The 6,236-nt window shown below is 45.1% G+C and carries 5 protein-coding genes; 3 read left to right on the top strand and 2 right to left on the bottom strand.

Going from position 1 to position 6,236, the window contains the following annotated elements; genetic code table 11:
- Positions 1–370: 370 nt before the first annotated feature.
- The gene (locus AYW75_RS17920; RefSeq protein WP_067102491.1) at positions 371–1,573 is read right to left on the bottom strand and encodes an EAL and HDOD domain-containing protein; all 1,203 of its coding nucleotides are present in this window, start codon (positions 1,571–1,573) and stop codon (positions 371–373) included.
- 161 nt (positions 1,574–1,734) lie between these two features.
- Between AYW75_RS17920 and ilvD the strand changes: the two genes are divergently transcribed.
- From ilvD to AYW75_RS17905, 3 genes are all read left to right on the top strand, one after another.
- Positions 1,735–3,579 carry a dihydroxy-acid dehydratase gene (gene ilvD, locus AYW75_RS17915; protein WP_067102488.1) on the top strand — a complete coding sequence of 615 codons (1,845 nt, stop codon included), beginning with the start codon at positions 1,735–1,737 and terminating at the stop codon, positions 3,577–3,579.
- A 74-nt stretch (positions 3,580–3,653) separates the two neighbouring features.
- Complete coding sequence (locus tag AYW75_RS17910) at positions 3,654–4,496, top strand: 23S rRNA (adenine(2030)-N(6))-methyltransferase RlmJ (protein WP_067102485.1); 843 nt, start codon at positions 3,654–3,656, stop codon at positions 4,494–4,496.
- A 39-nt stretch (positions 4,497–4,535) separates the two neighbouring features.
- Positions 4,536–5,759 (top strand): sensor domain-containing diguanylate cyclase, encoded by a 1,224-nt coding sequence (locus AYW75_RS17905; RefSeq protein WP_067102482.1) that lies wholly within the window; start codon positions 4,536–4,538, stop codon positions 5,757–5,759.
- A 52-nt stretch (positions 5,760–5,811) separates the two neighbouring features.
- On the opposite strand, the gene AYW75_RS17900 is transcribed toward AYW75_RS17905, so the two are convergent.
- Positions 5,812–6,231, bottom strand: a complete 420-nt coding sequence (locus AYW75_RS17900) for a secondary thiamine-phosphate synthase enzyme YjbQ (RefSeq protein ID WP_067102481.1) — start codon at positions 6,229–6,231, stop codon at positions 5,812–5,814.
- Between the last annotated feature and the right edge of the window lie 5 nt (positions 6,232–6,236).

Genomic DNA, 6,236 nt, shown 5'->3' with positions numbered 1-6,236 from the left:
GAGGAACTGAGGAACTGAGGAACTGAGGAACTGAGGAACTGAGGAACTGAGGAACTGAGGAACTGAGGAACTGAGGAGTATGGAGCAGAAAATAAAAAGGGCAACCTAAGTTGCCCATCATTATGTTTCAAGTCCTTTACAGCGCTCATCATAGTGAATCGTTATCCATCAAACCACTCACTTGAGATCTGCCTAACCTTGGCCATGTAGCTCTGATCCATATTCGAATTATGGAAGAATGAAAAACATAAAGAGCTATAATGAAAATACAGAAATCATTTAAAATTCAAAAAGATAAGGGTTAGCCTAATACAGCTTTCCAGCAACATCTTACATATATGCAGGAATAATCAGACAAAAAAGCATATTTTTAAAAAGTAGCCTTAAACCCTTCCACCCACTTCACAGCTTCAGCATAAGTTTCAGCCAGCATTTGCAAATCATTTTCTGACTTAATAGGGCGATTTTTTTCGTAGGATTCGATCAAGTCTAGCGTATAGCCAACTCGACCAGAACGCTCAATGATGGCATTAGTGAATTCAAGCGGTAAGGGTAATTCAGACAACACATCATCTAGGTTTATACCGACACAAACATCCATCATAGACAACATGCCAGCTAAAAAATAGCGATCTTCATTGGCGTATTCCTGTGATTGAGCAAACAACTCAGCATGTTTTGCCCGTAACAACACTTGCCCTTGCAATACTTCACGATCCGCTGTCATTTCAGACATTAACAAGAGGTTAGTAATCGACTTTAACTGTTCAGTGCCTATCAGCATAATTGCAAGGCGCAGAGAATCTACTGAAGCAACTAACCCCATTAAAGGCGAATTTAAATACTTGAGCAGCTTGTGCACCAAACCAATGTCTTGGCTAACTATTTTTTCCAGTTCAGCAATTGACATATCGTTGGCACGCATAAGCGATGCCATCAACTGCAATAATGTCATCTGGTTGACGCTGGAAGCTTTTTTCGACATCGACTGAGGTTTTTCAAAGAAATAACCTTGGTAATAATCCACTTCAAGCAATTTTGCAAAATGATAGTCCTCCCATGTCTCCACCTTTTCGGCGATGATCTTCACTTTAAAGGGACGTAGGGCTTCCACTTGCTGATGAAACTCATCTTTGCCTAAAGCAAGAATATCGAGTTTCACATATTCAGCTAACTCTACAAACGGGGCCAATTTAGGCTCAAAAACAAAATCATCCAAAGCAATAGTGAAACCAGCATTATTCCAGCGGCGTAAGGAGGCTAACAGCAAAGCATCAAACCCAGCATCTTCAAGTACTTCAATGACTGTGTGTTCCTTAGGAAGCGGTACACCACTTGGATTGATAAGATAACCACGAGGAAAGTTGATAAAAGCTTTACCTGTACCAACAAGGTTATGCATACCAAGGTCTAGCAAGCAAGCACTTATAACTTGGGCTGTTGCTCCCATTTGATCATAAACATCGGCATCCTTAGCCTTAACATCACGACGGTATAGCAGCTCATAGCCAAACGTAGCCAGTTTATTGTCTACGATCGGCTGTCGAGCGAGCGCAACATTGTGATACATCATACGTTCAACTACCTTATCTCACGTTAATCGCCTTATGATAAGAATTCGGGCGAAACTAGTCATTATTTACGTAGTATATTGCTAAATTTCGCTTTGGGCGAGAGCAATAAACTTGGTAACATGAGCCAATAAATAAAGCAAAACAATTTGTGGGGATACATATGCCAGAATACCGCTCCAAAACGTCCACTGGCGGCCGTAATATGGCCGGCGCTCGCGCGCTATGGCGTGCAACCGGAATGAAAGACGATGATTTTCAAAAGCCTATTATAGCCGTGGTCAACTCTTTTACCCAATTTGTACCGGGTCATGTACACCTTAAAGATATGGGTCAACTGGTAGCTCGCGAAATCGAAGCAGCCGGCGGTGTAGCAAAAGAATTTAACACAATCGCTGTCGACGACGGCATCGCCATGGGTCATGATGGTATGCTTTACAGCCTGCCATCTCGTGACCTGATTGCAGACTCTGTTGAATACATGGTTAATGCCCATTGCGCCGATGCTATGGTTTGTATTTCGAACTGTGACAAAATTACACCTGGAATGTTAATGGCGGCTATGCGCATCAACATTCCGGTAATTTTTGTATCTGGTGGCCCAATGGAAGCGGGCAAAACTAAATTGTCCGAGAACAAACTTGATTTAGTCGATGCCATGGTGATCGCCGCTGATCCAACAGCAACAGATGAAAAAGTAGCCGAGTACGAACGCTCAGCGTGCCCGACTTGTGGCTCTTGCTCAGGTATGTTTACTGCCAACTCAATGAACTGTCTAACGGAAGCACTTGGTCTAAGTCTACCGGGCAACGGCACGACATTAGCTACGCACTCTGATCGACGTGAGTTATTTTTAGATGCAGGCCGTCGTATTGTAGACATCACCAAACGCTTCTACCAAAACGACGAAGCAAACTGGGCTCCACGCTCCATTGCAAGTTTCGAAGCGTTTGAAAATGCCATGACGCTAGACATCGCTATGGGCGGATCAACCAACACCATTCTTCACTTGTTAGCGCTTGCCCGTGAAGCGGGCGTTGATTTCACTATGAAAGATATCGACCGCCTATCCCGAAAAGTACCTCAACTTTGTAAAGTAGCGCCGAATTCACCCAAATACCACGTTGAAGATGTACACCGTGCTGGTGGTATCTTTGCTTTACTGGGTGAGCTGGATCGTGCTGGCATCTTACACAACCAATGTCATACAGTGCATTCTAAAACCATGCTCGAGGCATTAGAGACATGGGACATCATGCGCTCACCTACGCCAGAGATCATGGAGTTCTACAAAGCAGGGCCTGCAGGCATTCCAACGCAAACGGCTTTTAGCCAGTCAACTCGTTGGCCGTCTCTTGATGGCGATCGTGCAGAAGGCTGTATTCGTTCTCTTGAGAACGCTTTTTCCCTCGAAGGCGGCTTAGCTGTGCTTTACGGTAACATCGCTCAAGATGGCTGTGTGGTTAAGAGTGCTGGTGTAGACGAATCGATTCTTGTGTTTGAAGGCCGTGCGCATGTAACAGAATCTCAAGACGAAGCAGTTAAGAACATTCTGGACGACAAAGTAGAGGCAGGTGACATTGTCATCGTTCGCTACGAAGGTCCTAAAGGCGGACCAGGTATGCAGGAAATGCTTTACCCAACGTCTTACATCAAGTCAAAAGGCCTTGGTAAAGACTGTGCTCTACTGACAGATGGTCGTTTCTCTGGTGGCACATCAGGCTTATCTATCGGTCACGTTTCACCTGAAGCGGCTGCGGGCGGAGCAATCGGTCTCGTTGAAAATGGCGACCGCATTTTGATCGACATTCCAAACCGTACCATCAATGTTTTGCTGTCTGATGAAGAAATGGCCCACCGTCGTGCAGCAATGGAAGCCAAAGGTGCTGCAGCATGGAAGCCTATTGAAGAGCGTCCACGCAAAGTATCTACAGCATTGAAAGTGTACGCACACTTTGCAACCAGTGCGGACAAAGGTGCAGTACGCGATCTAGATCAACTAGACTAGTACTCACTTAACCTTATAAAGCCGCACCTTAATAAAAGAGGGGCGGCTTTTTTAATTATATTGGACTCTATGCCATGCTTAGTTATCGCCATATTTATCATGCAGGCAACCACGCCGACATTCTTAAGCATTTAGTTGCTAGCCAAGTCTGCCAACACTTAGTTAAAAAAGAAGCACCATTCTTTTATTTGGACACACATGCTGGAATCGGCCTGTATGAGTTGGCATCGGATCAAGCGCAGCTTAACCAAGAATACGACACAGGCATCAGCCGCTTAATTGAGCGTAATGATTTACCAGAACCTCTTGAACTGTTTGTTGATATCGTCAAAGACCTGAACCCTAAAGGTAAGCTAAAAGTCTATCCTGGTAGCCCGATGGTGATTGATCATTACCTACGTCAGAAAGACAAAATGCATCTATGTGAACTGCATCCAAACGACTACCCAAAACTTGCTGCACTTTTCCCCAAAAAAAGAATCGCAAATGTGGTAAAAGATGATGGTTTTCTTGCCGTAAAGTCCATGCTTCCGCCGCCACAAAAACGTGGCTTCGTACTGATGGATCCACCCTACGAAGTGAAGAAAGATTACCAAACTGTCGTCAAAGCGCTTGAAGATGGTTACAAGCGTTTTTCTCAAGGTACCTTTGCAATCTGGTATCCTGTACTGGATCGACGCCAAGCAGACAATTTGCTTAATGCCGTGGCGGCGACCAAAATAAGAAACACGTTATTATTGGAACTGAATATCCGCGGGACGGAAACCAAGCGTGGCATGGCTGGCAGTGGCATGATTGTTGTTAATCCGCCATGGACCTTGGAAAAAGAAGCCCAAGCGTTTCTTCCCTATTTACGCGACGTATTGGCAGAAGACGACGATGCGCACTTCCAACTACGTTGGATTACACCTGAGTAAAGCTCGATTGGCGAGCAACCGACTTGATAAGGAGTCTTTATGTCCATCCCGTTTACCAACGCATTTCATCATATGCCCACACCCGCGTTTATCGCACAGATCGACAGTGGCGAGATCGTTGCGGCTAACGAGAGCTTAGAGAACCTATATCTAAATGTTGGTGCAGCTCGCCAAACCACTTGGCAATCGTTAACCAATGATAGCGATAGTGATCTAGCTAGTATTGTACATAAAATCCAACGTGGAGAGGTCGAGCGGTTAAGCGCTAAACTCGAAGTCGGTGATCGCTTCATTACCGCTGAAATCACATTAACAGAACTTGATGATCGACATGTGCTCGGATATATCTCACACACCGAACACTTGGATTTCAGTGTCGCGGAAAATACTTTATTAAAGTTCGCTCTGACCGAGTCTTCCGCTGGGATTTGGATGTGGGAAGTCGAAGACGATACCATTTCATGTTCTCAATCGATCGCATCTCTACTCGGTTGCTCACTGGAGAGCACACCTCACAGCAGTCAAGCTTGGCGTGACCGTATCCATCAAGATGACTTGCCAAAAATGACTCGAACGGTTGAAGAGCACATCAACCACAAACAGCGCTATTACGAGTCCGACTATCGCATTCGACGTGCAAACGATGAGTTCACTTGGGTACGAGAGCGTGGCCGTACTTATAGCCAAGGCCCTCAAGGGGAAGTGCTTAAAATCATTGGCTTTATTGAAGACATCAGCCCTCAGAAAGCTCTCGAAGAGCATTTACGTGCTCAAGCAACCTTCGATGAACTGACTGGGTTATTAAACCGTGGTGCAGCGCTAACACATTTCACCAAACAGTTAGGGCTTGCTCGTCGTCAGTACACACCATTAACCATGGCGAAGATTGACTTGGATGCTCGTGGTTTGTTGGCAGACATGCCATTAGAAAAACGCAATACTGCTATTCATACAACGGCACGATACATCTATAAAAAGATTCGTGAAGCCGACATTCTTGCGCGCGTCGCTCATGACAAACTTTTATTACTGCTACCAAATACCAGTTTGAAAGATGCTCAGAAACTGATCAATGAATTTTTATTACCTCGTGAAGAAGAACAGAAAGTATTGGAGTTCAGCGACAGCAGCCATTTAAATCTATGCGTAGGTCTAGCGACTTTCCCAGAGGATGGCGAAACCATTGAAGAGCTGGCTCAAAGCGCCAACTCTGCTGTAGAAAAAGGCCGGACAAAGGGTATCTCTATTTCCATAGCGGAATAAAAGCGTCTCCTATAACAAGGGGCTAACGCCCCTTTACGCTACCGAAAATGCTTTATTCACCCTGCAACGTCAGCACTAGCGTACGCGTGCCGCCGTGGTTACGATGCTCACAAAGATAAATCCCCTGCCAAATACCCAAGTTCAGATCCCCTTGCGTCACCGGTATCGTCAAGCTCGACCCTAGAATACTGCTCTTAAGGTGTGCTGGCATATCATCACTGCCTTCATACGTATGCTGATAGTAAGGCTCATTTTCGGGCACCACGTGATTAAAGAAACTCTCAAAATCCACACGTACCGTCGGGTCAGCATTTTCATTAATCGTCAATGACGCTGAAGAATGCTTAATAAACACATTTAACAGCCCCAGTTTCAGCTTTCTTAGTTCCGGTAGCTGACGCAGTATTTCTTCGGTGACCAGATGAAAACCTCGCTTGCGTGCGGTAAGTGTTACTTCTTTTTGAAACCACATGCCGA

Source organism: Marinomonas atlantica (genome assembly GCF_001639725.1).
Lineage (GTDB): Bacteria > Pseudomonadota > Gammaproteobacteria > Pseudomonadales > Marinomonadaceae > Marinomonas > Marinomonas atlantica.
Note: the sequence above shows the minus strand (reverse complement) of the source record. Positions and strands in the feature narration are given on the sequence as shown.